Below are 15,419 nucleotides of genomic sequence, written 5' to 3'. Positions count from 1 at the left end.
GCGGCGGTGGCGGCTGCGTACGATGCGGGGTCGGGCATCGTCACGGCGGAGGTATCGGTAGATGGCAGGCCAGCACGAGGGCTTCGCTCTCGGTGTCGACCTCGGTACGTCCAACACGGTGGCGGTGCTCCGCTGGCCCGACGGGCGCACCCGGCCGTTGCTCGTGGACGGTCAGCCGATCCTGCCCTCCGGTGTGTACGCCGACCCGGACGGCGGGCTGCACGCGGGCCTGGACGCCCGGCGGCTCGCCCAGGCCGACCCGGCCCGGTACGAGCCGAACCCGAAGCGGCGCATCGACGAGCCGACCGTACGCCTCGGCGACCGCGACGTCGCGCCCGCGGAGCTGCTCGGTGCGGTGCTGCACGTCGTGGGGCGGGCCGCGGTCGAGGCGGTCGGCTTCCTGCCGCCGGCCGTGGTCACCTGCCCGGCCGCGTGGGACGACTCCCGGCGGCAGGTGCTCGGCGACGCGCTGATGCGCGCCGGCTGGCCGCAGGCCGCCGAGCACACCCTCTCCGGCCCCACACCGCCGGGCACCCGGCTGCTGCGCGAGCCGGTGGCCGCCGCCCGCTACTACACCGAGGTGCTGCGCCGGCCGGTGCCGGTCGGCGGCGCGATCGCCGTGTTCGACTTCGGCGGCGGCACCCTCGACGTCGCCGTGGTCCGCAACGAGGGCGCCGACCCGTGGGGTGACTCCGGCTTCACCGTGATCTCCTGCGGCGGGCTGCCGGACCTCGGTGGCCTCGACGTCGACGCGGCGCTCGTCGCCCGGGTGGGCGAGCTGGTGGCCGACCGGCACCCGCAGCGGTGGGCGCGGCTGACCGCCCCCGCCGACGCGGTGGGGCGCCGCGACGCCATCGCGCTCTGGGAGGCCGTACGCGGCGCGAAGGAGCTGCTCTCGCGCGGCAGCGTGGCGCCGGTGGCGGTGCCCGGGGTGGCCGAGCCGGTGCGGCTGACCCGCGAGGACGTGGAGCACGCCGCCCGGCCCCTGCTGGAACGGGCCGTGTCCGCCGCGCGGGAGGTGATCGCCGAGGCGGGCCTCACGCCCGACCGGCTCGCCGGGCTCTTCCTCGTCGGCGGTTCCTCCCGCATCCCGCTCGTGGCCCGGATGCTCCACGCCGACCTGGGGATCGCGCCCACCGTCCTCGAACAGCCGGAACTTCCGGTGGCCGAGGGCGCGCTGACCGACCTGCCGCTGCGCCGGCGCGACGCGTCACCGTACGCCGTCGCGGCCCCGGCGGCGCCGCCCGGCAGCCCGGCCGCCGGGGCGCAGCAGCCGCCCGGCGCGCCGGCACCGGGCGAGGCGGCACCGGCCGCCGCGCCCGCGCCGGGGACCGCCACGCGGCCGGAGGGCGTCCCGGCGTTCGCCCCGGGCAGCGCCCCGGTGCCCGCCGCCGCGGCCGGTGCGCCCGGCCCGGCCGCCACGCTCCTCGACGCCGGCGTTCCCGGCCCGGGCGCCGGCGTCACCCTGCCGGACGCCGGGACGCCGGGCCGGACCCTCGTCGACGCCGGCCCCACCCTGCCGGGTGCGCCGGCCCCGGCGGGCCCGCCGCCGTCGTACCCGCACGTGGCCCCGCCGCACGCGCCCGCGAGCGCCGCCCCCGGGAGCCCGGCACCGGCGTACGGCCCCGCGAGCGCCGCCCCGGCGAGCCCCGGCCCGGCGTACGCGCCGGCCGGCCCCGCTCCGGCGTACGCGCCGCCGCACGCCCCGGGCGGCCCCCGGCCGGCTTACCCGGGGGCGCGGGCCGGCCGGCGGCGGGCCTGGTGGGTGGCCCTCGGGGCCGTGGTCGCCCTTGCCGGGGTGACCACCGCGGCGGTGCTCTACCTGACCCGGGACCGCTACCCGGGGCTGGAGTTCGACTCGCTCACGGAGGTCGAGCGCCCGGCGGCCGGGGACGAGCGCCCCTCCGGCATGTGGACGGCCGTGCTGAGGGACCGTGCCTACCTGGCGTTCCCCGGCGCCGACCGCCGGCTCGTGGTGACCGCCGTGGAGGCCGGGACGGGAAAGCGGCTGTGGCGCGAGCCGACCGGCGTCACCGCCGCCGACTGGGACCGGCTGGTCGCGGTCCCCGGCGCCGTGGTCGCGTTCGCCGACGCCCCGGGCACCAGCACTCCGCGCGACATGGTGGTGCTGGACGGCGGCTCCGGCACGCAACGCTGGAGCCGTCCCGTCCGCGGCGACGACGAGGTCTACTTCACCGACCGGACGGCGGTCCTGGTGGACCGGACGGAGAAGCGGGTCGTCGGCCTCGACCTGCGCACCGGCCGGGAGGCGTGGAGCCGGCCCAATCCCCGCGACCAGTACGACGGCGCCCGCACCACCGTGCTGCCGGTGCACACCGACGAGGCGGCGGCCGGTCCCGCGTACCTCGACGGTGGGCCGCGCGACCCGTGGCAGGGGGAGGGACGCCGGCTGGTCCAGGTCGGCGCCGACCGCTCCGTGCGGGTGCTCGACATGGACAGCGGGGGGATCGTCGGCCAGCGGGGCAACGTCGCGGACCTCGACGACCTCGTGGTGGCACACGAGGACCGGCTCTACGTGGCCGCCGACGAGGGCGGCTACCAGCTGCTCGCGTACGACCTGACGGCGCTCTCGGCGGAGCCGGTGGTGCTCTACCGCGCCCCCGACGAGCGCCGCCGGCCGAAGGCGCTCGTGGCCTGCGGCGAACACCGGGCCTGCCTGCTGGAGGTGCCCGACGGGAAGGCCGAGGAGACGACCGTGGTGGCGGCGGCCGAGGGGAAGGCCGCGAAGAGCTGGGGCGCGCCGGACGCCACGGTGCTCGTGCCGCTGGGCGAGCGGCTGCTCGTCCGCACCGGCGACTCGTCGGCGACCAGCACCCTGTTCGACGCGACGGGCACGCCGCTGCTGCGCGACCGGCGCGGCGTCGCGGCCCGGCTCGACGCCGGGAACCTGCTGGTCTTCGACAAGCCGCCGAGCACCTTCGAGGACGACCGCAGCCTCGCGGGCGTGTGGGCCGAGAACGGCGAGGTGGCCGCGGAGCTGGGCCAGCTTCCCGGCGTACGCAGCAGCAGCTGCTCCTGGAACACCCGGGTCATCGTCTGCGGCGCCGAGAAGGACTTCGTCATCTACCGTTTCGCACCGGACTGACGCGAGGGCGTGGCCTTTTCGCGCCCGACGTGGCATCGTCACGCCCGGCAGGGGTAGGCGGACGGGTGACGACGGACGCCTTCGAGTTTGTGGATGTGAGTGACCGCGTGAGATGCCCCCTACCGATCCTGGGCGCGGGTCCCGCCGCCGGGAAGGTGACGTTGCCGCCGGAGTCGGTGCGGACGACCGTGGCGACACGGCGGCAGCGCTGGGCGGTGGAGACGATGGCCGTGGCGCCGCACGACCGGGTGCTGGAGATCGGCTGCGGCCGGGGCGCCGCCGTCTCGCTGGTCGCCGAGCGGCTCACGACCGGCACCATCGTCGCGATCGACCGTTCGGCGACGATGGTGCGGCTGGCCACGGAACGCAACGCCGACCACGTCCGCGCCGGCCGGGCCCAGATCCGGCGTGCCGCGTTCGAGTCCGCCGAGCTGCCGGAGCGCCACTTCACCAAGATCTTCGCGGTGAACGTCAACCTGTTCTGGCTGGGCGCGGAGGCCGCGCAGATCGACCGGATGACGACGTTGCTCGCCCCGGGCGGCGCGCTCTACGTGTTCGGCGAGCGCCCCGAGTCCGCGAGCCCGACGGCGATCGTCACCTCGGTCGAGGGCCTGCTGCGCGCGCACGGCTTCGCGACGGCCACCACCGTCGCGCGCAGCGGCGCGGGGCGGGTGCTCACCTGCGTGGCCGGCACGCCGGTGCGGTGACGGGCCGCCCGGCCACCCCGGGCGGGTGGCCGGGCGGGCGCGAGGTCACTCCCGGTCCAGGACGATCAGCTCGGCGTCGTGGTCCGGCGTCCAGGTCACCGGCAGCCCGACGGCGGTGAGGTGGCTGCCGGAGTAGCGGCGCTCGCCGTGTCGGTAGCCCGCGTCGGGGTCGAGGCCGCGCAGGGGCAGCCGTACGGGACGCGACGGCAGGAGCCCCGGGCCGTCGGACCGGCCCGTGTGCCAGGCCAGCACGACGACCCGCCGCCGGTCCGGTGAGGTGTACTGGACGGCGCAGCGGGGCTGGTCCGGCCCGCCGACGAGGTGCACGTCGCCGTGCGTGATGACCTCGCGGACGTCCTTGTAGCGGGCGATCCACCCGGCCGCCTCGGCGCGCTGCTCCGGCGTCCACCGCCGGATGTCCGCGCCGACGCCGAGCACACCGGCCATGGCCAGCACGAACCGGAACGCCAGCGACCGCGGGCGTGGGTCGAACAGCCCCGGCGCGTCGGTCACCCAGGAGCTGAGCAGGTGCGGGGCGTTGGCGTGCAGGAAACCGTACTGGATGGCGAGCCGGTCCAGGGGGCCGGTGTTGTCGCTGGGCCAGAAGATGTCGGCCCGCGCCGCCATGGCCAGGTCGGTGCGGGCGCCGCCGCCGGCGCACGACTCGACGAGCACGTGCGGGTGGTCCCGGCGCAGCCGCTCGTAGATGCGGTGCAGGTTGGTCACGTGCGCCCCGTCGAGGTCGCGCGGCCCGTCCGCGCCGACGCGGCCGGGCTCGGTCCGCGGCCGGTTGAAGTCCCACTTCAGGTACGCGATGTCGTACCGGCGCAGCAGGCCGTCGAGGGTGGAGTGGACGAACTCGGCGACGTCGGGCCGGCCGAGGTCGAGCAGGTACTGGTTGCGGATCGGGGTGAGCGGCCGCCCGTCGACCTGGTACACCCAGTCGGGGTGCTCGGCGTACAGCCGCGACCGGGGGTTGACGCACTCCGGTTCCACCCAGAGCCCGAACCGCAGCCCGAGCGCGCGGATCTCGGCGACGAACGCCTCGAAGCCGTCGGGGAAGCCCGCCGGGTCCGGCGTCCAGTCGCCGAGGCCGGCGGTGTCGTCGTCGCGGCCCACGAACCAGCCGTCGTCGACCACGAACGTCTCCACGCCGAGGTCGGCGGCGATCCGGGCGAGTTCGAGCTGGCTCTTCGCGTCGACCGCGAAGTACGTCGCCTCCCACGAGTTGTAGAGCACCGGCCGCGGGGTGAGCCGGTCCCCGGCGAGGAGCCGCTGGTAGCGGTGCCAGACCCGGGCCAGCCCGTCCAGCCCGTCGGGGCTGTACGCGCCGACCACCTCCGGCAGCGTGAGATCCCCGCCCGGTGGCAGCTCCAGCGGCCCGTCCGGCAGCCGGCGGCCGGCCCGGACCCGGGTCAGCCCGCCCGTGTCGCGCTCCGCGGTGATCTCCCACGAGCCGGTCCACGCGACCGCCACGCTCCACACCGACCCGTCCGGCTCGGCCCGGTCCCGCACGGCCAGCCACGGCACGTGCAGGTGGCCGGGCACCCCCTGGCTGCTGCCGATCGTGAACGCCCCGTGGCCGAGGTCGACGTGGTCGAGCTGGAACTCCTGCGCCCACTGGCCCCACTGGTGGCTGAGCAGCGCGCCGTGCGGCGTCGGCACGCAGAACCCGGCCGAGCCGGCGCGGACCAGCCGCAGCGGCGCCGCGCCGGTGTTGGTGAGCTCCACCCAGCGGCGTACGACGTCGGCGCCGGCCGGCACGGCGTAGCGCAGCACGGCGCGGAGCCCGGTGACCGGATCGTCGAACGTGACGGCGAGCGTTCCGGCGGCCGGGTCGTGCGCCGCGCCGGTGAAGCCGAAGCCCACCCGCCGGTGCCCGGTCGCCGTCTCCACCACCAGGTCGGCGCCGGTGAAGGGGCGGTCGGCGTCGGTGGCGTACTCGACGGGGGCGGCGTCGCCCGCGGTGAGGAACGGCACCGGCCCGTCGTACGCGACGGGGGAGGGCCCGTCGGCGACGCCGTGCGGCCCCCACGCGACGAGTTCCAGCCAGCGCCCGTGCGCCGGCACGGTCACCGTGTACTCGGTGTGCGCGCCGCGCAGCGTCCACCGCCGCGCGTCCCCGCTCACTTGACCGCCCCGATCGCCAGCCCCGAGATGAAGTGCCGCTGGAAGCGCAGGAAGACCGCGACGGTCGGCACCGCCGCGATCACCGTGCCGGCGGCGATCACGTTCCACGAGGAGACGAACTGGCCCTGGAGCGCGAGCAGCGCCGGGGTGACCGGCATCCGGTCGTCGGTGCGCAGCACGGTGATCGCCCACAGCAGGTCGTTGAAGATCCAGGTGAACGACAGCGCCCCGAGGGCGGCCAGCGCCGGCCGGGTCAGCGGCAGCATCACACGGGCGAAGATCTGCGCCGGCCCCGCGCCGTCGATGGTCGCCGCCTCCTGGATCTCGCCGGGCAGGTCCCGCATGAAGCCGTGCAGCACGAACGTGTAGAAGCCGAGCCCGAAGCCGACCTGTACGGCGATCAGCGCCCAGAGCGTGTCGTACAGGCCGGTGAGCTCGCTGAACTTCTGCACGGGGATGAGCAGGATCTGCGGCGGCAGCAGGTTGCCGGCGAGCATCAGCAGCAGGATGGTCCGCCGCCCGGGGATCCGGTAGCGGCTCAGCGCGTACGCGGCGACGGCGGCCAGCCCGAGGCTCAGCAGCACCGACGGGACCGTCACCAGCAGGCTGTTGACCAGCGCGCGCAGCTCGCCGCCGTCGGTCCAGGCCTGCCGGTACGTGTCGAGGGTGAACGAGTGCGGCAGGCTGCCCACGCCGTTGGTGGCGATGTCGTCGAAGCTGCGGACGGACATGACCACGACCCAGAGCACCGGGGCGAGCCAGAGCAGCGAGAGCAGCGTCATCCCGGTGTGGAAGGTGCCGGTGCGCAGCTTGCGGATCACGCTTCCTCCCGGAACGCGCGGACGAGGTAGCCGAGGATGACGGCGAGGGCGAGCACGAAGATCACCACGGCGATGGCCGAGGCGTACCCGAGCCGCAGACTCTGGAAGGCGGCCGAGTACATGTACGTGCTGAGCAGCTCCGACGAGTGGTAGGGGCCGGCACGGGTCAGCGACCACACGATGTCGAACGAGCGCAGCGAGTCGATGACGATGACCGACAGCACGACCGCGTTGACGCCCTTGAGCTGGGGGATCGTCACGCGCCAGAGCCGCTGCCAGCCGTTGGCCCCGTCGACCCGGGCGGCCTCGTGCAGCGCCGGGTCGATGGCCTTGAGCCCGGCCAGGAAGAGCACCATGACGTAGCCGATCTGCCGCCACAGCGCCGGCAGGATCACCGCGTACAGCGCGGTCTGCGGGTCGGCGAGCCAGGCCCGGACGAGGTGCTCCAGTCCGACGGCGCGCAGGATCTGGTCGGCCACGCCGTCGGGCTGGTAGAAGACCCGCCACACCAGCGCGGTCACCACCAGCGAGAAGACGACCGGCGTGAACAGCGCCGCCCGGTAGAAGCCGACCCCGCGCCGTTCGCGTTGCAGCAGCAGCGCCATCCCGAAGCCGCCCACGACGGAGAGTCCGCCGAAGAGCACCAGCCAGATGACCGTGTTGACGAGGGCGCCACGGAAGGTGGCGTCCCCGGCCAGCTCGGCGTAGTTGTCGATGCCGATGAACTCGGGCGGCGTCTGGCCGTCCCAACTGGTCAGCGAGAACCAGAAGCCCTGCAGCGCCGGCCAGAACACCCAGATGCTCTCGACCGCGAAGGGCACCAGCACGAACGCCACCAGCAGCGGCGACAGTCGCTGCGACCGTCGCCGTCGCCGGGGTGTGCCGGCCACCGTGGACGTTTCCGTCCCGGCTGTCTCGGCGATGGTGGACACGCTCACGTCAGCCCTTGAAGACCTTCTCGGCGCCCGCCTGCCACTCGCGCAGGATCGCGTCGATCTGGTCGGGCTTGTCCATGAACTTGGTCAGCGCGGTGTCGGCCGTCGGCTGGAGCGCGTCGCTGGAGTCGCGGTTGAAGAACTGGGTCAGCTCGGCGGCGCTCGCCAGCATCGCCTTGCCCTTGCTCACCAGCGGCGAGTCGGCGGCCTTCGCCTTCGGGTGGACGGGGAGCACGATGCCCGAACTCGACCGGACGTACTCCTCCTGCGCCTCGGCCGTGGTGAAGTACGTGAGCAGCGCCTTCGTGCCGTCGGGGTTGCGGGTCTTGGCGCTGGCGAAGAAGCCGTCGGTGGGCGCCTCCTCGGCGACCGGCACCGCGGGATCGATGATCGGGAAGCGGAAGAAGTCCAGGTCGCCGAGGGCGTCCTTGGGCGCCGCGTCGGCGAAGAACGTGCCGATGAGGAACATGCCGGTCTTGCCGGCCAGCAGCGCGGTGGTCGCCTCCTGGAAGGGGTACGCCTTGCCCTTCGGGTCGAAGTACGGCAGCACCTCGCGCCAGCGGGTGAAGACCGCCTTGACCTTCGGGTCGTCGAAGCGCTGGCGGCCGGCGAGCAGGTCGCGGTGGAACGGGGCGCCGTTGATGCGGATGTTCAGGTAGTCGAACCAGGCGGAGGCCACCCAGGGGGTGTCGCCGAGGCCGATGCCGATCGGGGGGACGCCCTTGCCCTTGAGGGTCTCGCAGAGCGCGAGGAAGTCGGCCCAGGTCTTCGGCTCCTGCACGCCCCACTTCGCGAAGTTGCTCTTGCGGTAGAAGAAGCCCCACCAGTAGTTGGTCATCGGTACGAAGACCTGCTTGCCGGTGGCGTCGGTGGAGAGCGTCCGCAGCGACTGCGGGTACTCGCCGAGCCCCTGCCAGACGTCGGAGACGTCGAGGAGCAGCCCCTTGCTGGCGTAGTCGTTGGCCACCGAGCCCGCGTACCACGTGTACACGTCCGGCGGGTTCGCCGACGTGAGGTAGGTCGGCAGCTGGGTGCGGAAGGTCTCGGAGGCGATGGTGTTGACCGTCGCCGTGCCCTTGCCCTGCTTGTTGAAGGTCTCGATCAGCTTCTCGATCGCCGTCTTGGCCTGCGGCGAGGAGAGGTTGGACTGAAGGGTGACGGCGCCGGAGGAGTCGCCCTTGGCCGGTCCGCTGGCGGAGCTGGCGCACGCGCTCAGAAGCGAACCGGCGCCGAGCGCGCCCAGGCCGGCGAGGCCGAGGTTGCCGAGGAATCGGCGGCGACCGGGATCGAAGTCGGTCACGGGAGGTCCCTTCCTCATCGACACGCCGCCGCGCGGGCTCTGTGTCGGTCCTGTTAACGGTGTGACCAGAAGGTTGCATCCGGCCCGCTCCGGCTGTCAAGATGTATTCGTAATTAATGGTTAAACGACTCCGAGGTGGTCGATGGATCCCCACGCGCGCCGGTTCGACGGCAGGACAGCGGTGGTCACCGGCGCCCACGGGGGGATCGGCGCCGCCGTCGCGCGCCGGCTCGCCGCCGAGGGCGCCCGCGTCGCCCTGCTCGACGTCCGCGATCCCGCGCCGGTCGCCGAGGAGTTGACCGCCGCCGGCGGGCAGGCGCTCGCCGTCGTGGCCGACGTGTCCGACGAGGCGGACTGGGCCGTCGCCGTCGAGGCGGTGCGCGCCCGGCTCGGCCCCGTGGACATCCTCGTCAACAACGCGTACGCCGTCGAGGTGGCGCCCGCGCACCGGACCAGCCGGGCGTCGTGGGACCACCAGCTCGGGGTCAGCCTCACGGGCGCGTTCCTCGGCGTACGGGCCTGTCTGGACGACCTGCTCGCGCGCTCCGGCGCGGTCGTGCTGCTCTCCTCGGTGCACGCGCTGGTCGGGCTGCCGGGCCGGCCGGCGTACGCCGCCGCGAAGGGCGCGCTCGTCGCCCTCGGCCGCCAACTGGCCGTCGAGTACGGGCCGCGGGTGCGGGTCAACAGCGTCCTGCCCGGCCCCATCCTCACCGGCGCCTGGGACGGCATCGGGGAGGAGGACCGCCGCCGCAGCGTCGCCGAGACGGTCGCCAAGCGGTTCGGCACGCCCGAGGAGGTCGCCGCCGCGGTGGCGTTCCTCGCCTCGCCGGACGCCGCGTACGTCACGGGCACGAGCCTCGTGGTGGACGGCGGCTGGACCGCGGTGAAAGCCTCGGCCTGAACAGATCGAGACCGACGAGCGAAGAAGGCGCGAAGAGCATTGGCACAGTACGCAGGCCGTGGCGTCCACGGACAGACCGTCGAGGTGATCGCCCGGCGCATCCTCACCGGCGAGATCGCCGAGGGCGCCACCCTGAACATCGCCGCGCTCCAGGAGGAGCTGGACGTCAGCCTCACGGCCCTCCGCGAGGCGCTCAAGGTGCTCTCCGCGAAGGGCATCGTGGACGCCCGGCAGAAGCGCGGCACCTTCGTACGGCCCCGCGCCGACTGGAACCTGCTCGACGGCGACGTGATCCGCTGGCAGTTCGCCGACGGCGCCGACCCGCTGCTCATCGACCAGCTCCACGAGGTGCGCGGCATCATCGAGCCGGCCGCCGCGCGCCTGGCCGCCGCCCGCGCCACGGCCGAGGACGTGGCGGCCCTCGACGCCGCGCTGGGGGAGATGACCGACGCGCACGGCGATCCGGTCGCCGCCGTCGAGGCCGACCTCGCGTTCCACCGCGCGCTGCTGGCCGCCACCCACAACGAGCTGCTGGTCCGCATGGAGGTGGTGATGAAGACCGGGCTCGCCGAGCGCGACCGGCTGGTCCACGGCCGCGACAGCGACGACGACCCGGTCCCCAGCCACCGCGCCGTGGTCGACGCGATCCGCGCCGGGGACGAGGGCGCGGCCGAGTGCGCCATGCGGGACCTGCTCGCCAAGGCCGTCCGGGACGTGGAGAAGGTCCGCGGCGGGGCGGCGCGGTGAACGCGCGGAGTGAGCTGGCGAGCCCCGCGGTCACCGGCGAAGGCGACGCGGTGCGCGCGCGGACTGCGAGCCCGGCGGTCCCGGACGGGCGGCGGGTCCGGTGAAGATCGCACGGATCGAGACCTTCCTGGTCCCGCCGCGGTGGCTGTTCTGTCGCGTGGAGACGGACACGGGCCTGGTCGGCTGGGGCGAGCCCGTGGTGGAGGGCCGCGCCGAGGTGGTCCGCACGGCGGTCGAGGTGCTCGCCGAGTACCTCCTCGGTGAGGACCCGCTGCGTGTCGAGCAGCACTGGCAGGTGCTCACGAAGGGCGGCTTCTACCGGGGCGGCCCGGTGCTCTCCAGCGCCGTGGCCGGGCTCGACCAGGCACTGTGGGACATCGCCGGGCAGGCGTACGGGGTGCCGGTGCACGCCCTGCTCGGCGGCCCGGTCCGCGACCGGGTCCGCATCTACTCCTGGGTGGGCGGCGACGAGCCCGGTGAGATCGCCGACGCGGCGGCCGCGCAGGTGGCGGCCGGGCTCACCGGGCTGAAGATGAACGCCTCCGGGCAGCTCTCCCCGATCCCCACGCCGGCCGAGATCGACGCGGTGGTCGCCCGGGTGGCCGCCGCCCGGGCGGTGCTCGGCGACGAGCGGGACATCGCGCTGGACTTCCACGGCCGGGCCGGGCTCGCCGCCGTACGCCGCATCCTGCCGGAGCTGGCGCCGCTGCGCCCGTTCTTCGTCGAGGAGCCCCTGCTCCCGGACCAGGCCCACCACCTGCGCGACGTGGTCACCTGCTCGCCGGTGCCGGTCGCCACCGGCGAACGGCTCTACGGCCGGTCGGAGTTCCTCGCGCCGCTGCAGGCCGGCGTGTCGGTGGTGCAGCCGGACCTCTCGCACGCCGGGGGCATCTCCGAGGTACGGCGGATCGCCGCGCTCGCCGAGACGTACGGCGCGCTGCTCGCCCCGCACTGCCCGCTCGGGCCCATCGCGCTCGCGGCGAGCCTCCAGGTGGCCTTCGCGACACCGAACTTCCTCATCCAGGAGCAGAGCATCGGCATCCACTACCACGCCGGCTCGGAGCTGCTGGACTACCTGGTCGACCCGGAGCCGTTCCGGTTCGTGGACGGGCACATCCTCCGGTTCGACCGGCCCGGGCTCGGCATCACCATCGACGAGGCGGCGGTCCGCCGGGCCGGGCAGTCCCCGCACGCCTGGCGCAACCCGGTCTGGCGCCACCCCGACGGCTCCTTCGCCGAATGGTGAGCGCACCGGCGACGCCCGCCGGTGCGGTTCCACCGGGGACGGTGCCGCTGCGGGTGGACGTCGACACGGCGTTGGGCGGGCGCTGGACGAGCCTGCGCGGCGGCGGGAGGGAGTGGCTTTGGCGGGGGCCGGAGCCGGGCCGCGACACCGTGTCGCCGGGCGCGGCGTTCGTGGACGCCGGCGGGCTGGAGGAGTGCGTGCCCACCGTGCGGGGCACGCCCGACCACGGGGACGCCTGGTCCCGGCCGTGGCGCGACACCGGCCCCGGCGAGGCGGTCGTCGAGTGCCCGCGCTTCGCCCTCACCCGCCGGATCGCCGTACGCTCCGGGGCCGTCGTGGCCGACTACCGTCTCGCCGCCGACCCCGGCTACCGGTTCCTCTGGGCGGCGCACGCCCTGCTCGACCTGTCGCCGGCCGCCCGCCTGGACGCGCCCGCCGGCACCCCGACCCGGCTGCACCCGGAGGCCGCCGCGTCGCTGCCGCCCGGGGCGTGGCCGTCGGGACGGCCCTGGCTGACCGGTGACTGGCCGGCGCCGGCCGGGCTGGCGCTGGACGCGCTCGGTCCCGACGACGGCACCGCCGTCGGCGCGGTGCTCGTGGGCTGCTCCCGGGTCCGGGTCGTCGACCCGCCCGACGTGCTGACGTTCGAGCTGGAGTGCGCCGACCAGCCTCGCGGCCTCGGGCTCTGGCGCAACCTGCGGGGCTGGCCCGAGGGCCGCCCCTACCGCAGCGTCGGCGTCGAACCGATGCTCGGCGCGGCCTTCGACCTGGCCGACGCCGGGCCGGACGACGCCGCGACCGTGCCGTCCACCGGGGAGGTCGCCTGGCGGCTGACCGTCTCCGCCCACCGGCCGGCCACCGCACCGGACCGGCCCGCCCCGGGTGTCCCGCCGCGTCACGAGGAGGAGAGATGGAGCTGACCGAGCCGACCGCGTGGAGCGACGACCGGTTGGAGCTGGGCGAGGGAGCCCGCTGGGTGGACGACCGCCTGGTCCTCGTCGACCTGCTCGCCGGGCGGCTGCTCACCACCGACGCCGCGCGCCCCGCGCCGTTGGCCGAGCTGCTGCGGCTGGACGTCCCCCTGGGCGCCGTCGCACCGGTGGCGGGACGGCCGGGGGAGTGGCTCGCCGCGGCCGGCACCGGCGTCGTCCGCCTGACGGCCGACGGTGGGCGGCGGCCGGTCGCCGACCTGGAGGGCGGCCGGAGCGAGCCGGTGCGGATGAACGACGGGGCCGCCGACCCGCGGGGCCGGTTCTGGGTCGGCAGCATGACGTACGCGGGGGTGCCCGGCGGCGGCTCCCTCTACCGGATGGACCCGGGCGCCGCCCCGGTGCCGGTGGTGACCGGGCTGACGATCGCCAACGGTCCCGCGTTCGACGGCGCCGGCGCCACCCTGTACCTCGCCGACACCCCGCGCGGGCACGTCGACCGTTTCACCGTCGACCCCGCCACGGGGGCGCTCGGCGACCGTGCGCCGTTCCTGCGGCTCGACCCCGCCGAGGGCGCACCGGACGGCATGACGGTGGACGCGGAGGACCACCTCTGGGTGGCGCTGTGGGGCGGCGCCGCGGTGCGCCGCTACCGGCCGGACGGCACGCTGGACCGCGAGGTCCGGCTGCCCGCCGCGCAGCCGACGAGCGTCTGCCTCGGCGGGCCGGGCCTGCGCCGGCTGTTCGTGACCACCGCCCGGTACGGCCTGGCCGACCCGGGGCCGCTCGACGGCGCGCTGCTCGCCGTGGACGTGCCGGTCGCCGGACGCCCCGCCGCGCCGGTCGCCGCCGGCTGACCGTGGACGCCCGCGCCGCGTGTCCGGCGGGTGACGCCGCCCCGGGTGACGGCGGTCGCCGCGCCGGCGTCCGCCCGCGGCCGCGACCCGGCCGGACCGTACGATGCGCCCCGTGATTCTTCGGGGTGAGATCCGGGCCGACGCGCCGCTGCTGGTGCTTGCCGTGCAGGAGGAGGCCGCGCATCTCGGCGACGACCTGCCGGTGCTGCTCACCGGCATGGGCAAGGTCAACGCGGCGACCGCGGTGGCGACCGTGCTGGCGTCCGGCCCGAAACCGAGCCTGGTGCTCAACCTCGGCACCGCCGGGGCGCTGCGCCCGGGGTGGGCCGGCCTCCACGAGATCGGCACGGTGCTCCAGCACGACCTCGACACCGAGCTGCTGCGCACCCTCACCGGCCAGGTCTACGGCGCGCCGCTGACCCTCGGCACGCGGACCGCGGTGCTCGCCACCGGCGACACGTTCGTGGCCGACGAGGACGCCCGGGCCCGGCTCGCCCGCCGGGCGGACCTGGTCGACATGGAGGGGTACGCGGTGGCCTGGGCGGCGGCCCGCGCCGGCGTGCCCTGCCGGATGGTCAAGCGGGTCAGCGACGAGGCCGGCGAGGGCGCCGACCGGGCCTGGCGGGACGCCGTCGACGACTGCGCCCGGGACCTCGCCGCCTGGGTGAGACACGAGCTGCCCTGAGCGCCCCGACCCCCGCCACCCCGGCGATCATGAGGTTGGCGGGGGCGACACGCCGGTGCCGCTGCCGCTAACGTCATGATCACGCGGGTGGGAGCCGGGGGTGCGGGCGTGCGGGTACGACGGTTCGGTGGGCGTGGCCTCGCCGACGGGGGACGGGCGCGGTGAGCGGGGGCCGGCTCCTCGCGGTCAGCGACCTGCACGTGCGGTACGCCGACAACCGCGCGATCGTCGACGGGCTGCGCCCCGAGTCCGACGACGACTGGCTGATCGTCGCCGGTGACGTGGCCGAGCGCGTGGCCGACGTCCGCGACACCCTGGCGTCGCTGCGCGACCGGTTCGCCACCGTGGTCTGGGCGCCCGGCAACCACGAGCTGTGGACACTGCGCGACGATCCCGTCCCGCTGCGGGGCGAGGCCCGGTACCGGGCGCTGGTCGACATGTGCCGGGAGGTGGGGGTGCACACTCCCGAGGACGCGTACCCGGTGTGGTCCGGCCCGGGCGGCCCGGTGATCGTGGCACCCCTGTTCGTGCTCTACGACTACTCCTTCCACGCCCCCGGGACGTCCACGAAGGAGGAGTCGCTGCGCCGCGCGTACGACGCCGGGGTGATCTGCACCGACGAGGTGTTGTTGCACCCCGACCCGTACCCGAGCCGGGACGCCTGGTGCGCGGCCCGGGTGGCGTGGACCGAGCGGCGGCTCGCCGCCACCGACCCGACCCTGCCGACCGTGCTGGTCAACCACTTCCCGCTGGTGCGGGAGCCGACCCGGGTGCTGCGCCACCCGGAGTTCGCCCAGTGGTGCGGCACCACGCGCACGGCCGACTGGCACCTGCGCTTCCGCGCGACGGCCGTCGTCTACGGCCACCTGCACATCCCGCGGACGACCTGGCACGACGGCGTCCGCTTCGAGGAGGTGTCGTTGGGCTACCCGCGGGAGTGGCGTCCCCGCGGCACCCCCGCCCTGCCCCGGGTGGTGCTGCCCGCGCCCTGACCGCACCGGGGCTTGTGGACCCCGCCGACCGGGCGGATGCTGGGAACGCATCGACAATCAACG

Annotated in this window: 13 protein-coding genes; 9 read left to right on the top strand and 4 right to left on the bottom strand. The window is 75.3% G+C overall.

What is annotated here, in order from left to right; all coding sequences use genetic code 11:
- Nucleotides 1-61: 61 nt before the first annotated feature.
- Nucleotides 62-3,106 carry an Hsp70 family protein gene (locus tag D7I43_RS00400; protein WP_120326322.1) on the top strand — a complete coding sequence of 1,015 codons (3,045 nt, stop codon included), beginning with the start codon at nt 62-64 and terminating at the stop codon, nt 3,104-3,106.
- A gap of 107 nt (nt 3,107-3,213) precedes the next feature.
- On the top strand, nt 3,214-3,813 hold the full coding sequence (locus D7I43_RS00395) for a class I SAM-dependent methyltransferase (RefSeq protein ID WP_147427215.1): 600 nt from the start codon (nt 3,214-3,216) through the stop codon (nt 3,811-3,813).
- A 45-nt stretch (nt 3,814-3,858) separates the two neighbouring features.
- Here D7I43_RS00395 and D7I43_RS00390 read toward each other — a convergent pair whose 3' ends face one another.
- From D7I43_RS00390 to D7I43_RS00375, 4 genes are read right to left on the bottom strand one after another with little or no spacing between them, the layout of a single operon-like run.
- Nucleotides 3,859-5,943 (bottom strand): alpha-galactosidase, encoded by a 2,085-nt coding sequence (locus D7I43_RS00390; RefSeq protein WP_120326320.1) that lies wholly within the window; start codon nt 5,941-5,943, stop codon nt 3,859-3,861.
- Nucleotides 5,940-6,764, bottom strand: coding sequence for a carbohydrate ABC transporter permease (locus tag D7I43_RS00385; RefSeq protein WP_240032722.1), 825 nt, complete (start codon nt 6,762-6,764; stop codon nt 5,940-5,942). Before D7I43_RS00385 ends, D7I43_RS00390 begins: the two co-directional genes overlap by 4 nt.
- Complete coding sequence (locus D7I43_RS00380) at nt 6,761-7,702, bottom strand: carbohydrate ABC transporter permease (protein ID WP_240032721.1); 942 nt, start codon at nt 7,700-7,702, stop codon at nt 6,761-6,763. Before D7I43_RS00380 ends, D7I43_RS00385 begins: the two co-directional genes overlap by 4 nt.
- 1 nt (nt 7,703) lies before the next feature.
- On the bottom strand, nt 7,704-8,999 hold the full coding sequence (locus D7I43_RS00375; RefSeq protein ID WP_120326319.1) for an ABC transporter substrate-binding protein: 1,296 nt from the start codon (nt 8,997-8,999) through the stop codon (nt 7,704-7,706).
- A gap of 142 nt (nt 9,000-9,141) precedes the next feature.
- Here D7I43_RS00375 and D7I43_RS00370 point away from each other — a divergent pair, with 142 nt between their 5' ends.
- The 7 genes from D7I43_RS00370 to D7I43_RS00340 all read left to right on the top strand — a co-directional run bounded on the left by D7I43_RS00370 (nt 9,142) and on the right by D7I43_RS00340 (nt 15,356).
- Nucleotides 9,142-9,900, top strand: coding sequence for an SDR family NAD(P)-dependent oxidoreductase (locus D7I43_RS00370; RefSeq protein ID WP_120326318.1), 759 nt, complete (start codon nt 9,142-9,144; stop codon nt 9,898-9,900).
- Nucleotides 9,901-9,939: 39 nt separating this feature from the next.
- On the top strand, nt 9,940-10,647 hold the full coding sequence (locus tag D7I43_RS00365; RefSeq protein WP_120326317.1) for a FadR/GntR family transcriptional regulator: 708 nt from the start codon (nt 9,940-9,942) through the stop codon (nt 10,645-10,647).
- Nucleotides 10,648-10,747: 100 nt separating this feature from the next.
- Nucleotides 10,748-11,893 carry a galactonate dehydratase gene (gene dgoD, locus D7I43_RS00360; protein WP_120326316.1) on the top strand — a complete coding sequence of 382 codons (1,146 nt, stop codon included), beginning with the start codon at nt 10,748-10,750 and terminating at the stop codon, nt 11,891-11,893.
- Nucleotides 11,887-12,813, top strand: coding sequence for a hypothetical protein (locus D7I43_RS00355; protein WP_204985110.1), 927 nt, complete (start codon nt 11,887-11,889; stop codon nt 12,811-12,813). Before dgoD ends, D7I43_RS00355 begins: the two co-directional genes overlap by 7 nt.
- The gene (locus tag D7I43_RS00350) at nt 12,804-13,679 is read left to right on the top strand and encodes an SMP-30/gluconolactonase/LRE family protein (RefSeq protein ID WP_120326315.1); all 876 of its coding nucleotides are present in this window, start codon (nt 12,804-12,806) and stop codon (nt 13,677-13,679) included. Before D7I43_RS00355 ends, D7I43_RS00350 begins: the two co-directional genes overlap by 10 nt.
- 112 nt (nt 13,680-13,791) lie before the next feature.
- A complete protein-coding gene (locus D7I43_RS00345) occupies nt 13,792-14,364 on the top strand; it encodes a nucleosidase (protein WP_240032720.1) in 573 nt (190 codons plus the stop codon).
- A gap of 161 nt (nt 14,365-14,525) precedes the next feature.
- Entirely contained in the window at nt 14,526-15,356 is an 831-nt protein-coding gene (locus tag D7I43_RS00340; RefSeq protein WP_120326313.1) for a metallophosphoesterase family protein, read from the top strand.
- Nucleotides 15,357-15,419 lie beyond the last annotated feature (63 nt).

It is taken from the genome of Micromonospora globbae (assembly GCF_003610785.1).
Taxonomy (GTDB): Bacteria; Actinomycetota; Actinomycetes; order Mycobacteriales; family Micromonosporaceae; genus Micromonospora; species Micromonospora globbae.
This window is presented reverse-complemented; position numbering and strand designations above follow the sequence as displayed.

Bases quoted from the DNA above. Each gene is read 5' to 3' on its own strand.
- D7I43_RS00350 (WP_120326315.1), top strand. From the start codon at position 12,804: ATGGAGCTGACCGAGCCGACCGCGTGGAGCGACGACCGGTTGGAGCTG.
- D7I43_RS00355 (WP_204985110.1), top strand. From the start codon at position 11,887: ATGGTGAGCGCACCGGCGACGCCCGCCGGTGCGGTTCCACCGGGGACG.
- D7I43_RS00400 (WP_120326322.1), top strand. From the start codon at position 62: ATGGCAGGCCAGCACGAGGGCTTCGCTCTCGGTGTCGACCTCGGTACG.
- D7I43_RS00370 (WP_120326318.1), top strand. From the start codon at position 9,142: ATGGATCCCCACGCGCGCCGGTTCGACGGCAGGACAGCGGTGGTCACC.